At 67.8% G+C, this 202-nt stretch carries 1 pseudogene; it reads left to right on the top strand.

What is annotated here, in order from left to right:
- Positions 1 to 202 (top strand): annotated as a pseudogene (locus IG08_RS0153810) (DNA-directed RNA polymerase subunit alpha); the annotation flags it as partial.

The following is a 202-nucleotide window of genomic DNA, read 5'->3' as shown; positions in this document are numbered from 1 at the left end:
CGTCGACGGCGTTCTGCACGAGTTCACCACCGTGCCGGGCGTCAAGGAGGACGTCACCGACCTGATCCTCAACATCAAGCAGCTGGTCGTCTCCTCGGAGCACGACGAGCCGGTCGTGATGTACCTGCGCAAGCAGGGCCCGGGTCTGGTCACCGCCGCCGACATCGCGCCCCCGGCCGGTGTCGAGGTGCACAACCCCGAC

The sequence above is a fragment of the Streptomyces fulvoviolaceus genome (assembly GCF_000718165.1).
GTDB lineage: Bacteria > Actinomycetota > Actinomycetes > Streptomycetales > Streptomycetaceae > Streptomyces > Streptomyces fulvoviolaceus.
The sequence above is the reverse complement of the archived record's forward strand: the minus strand, read 5'-3'. Positions and strand labels throughout refer to the sequence as shown.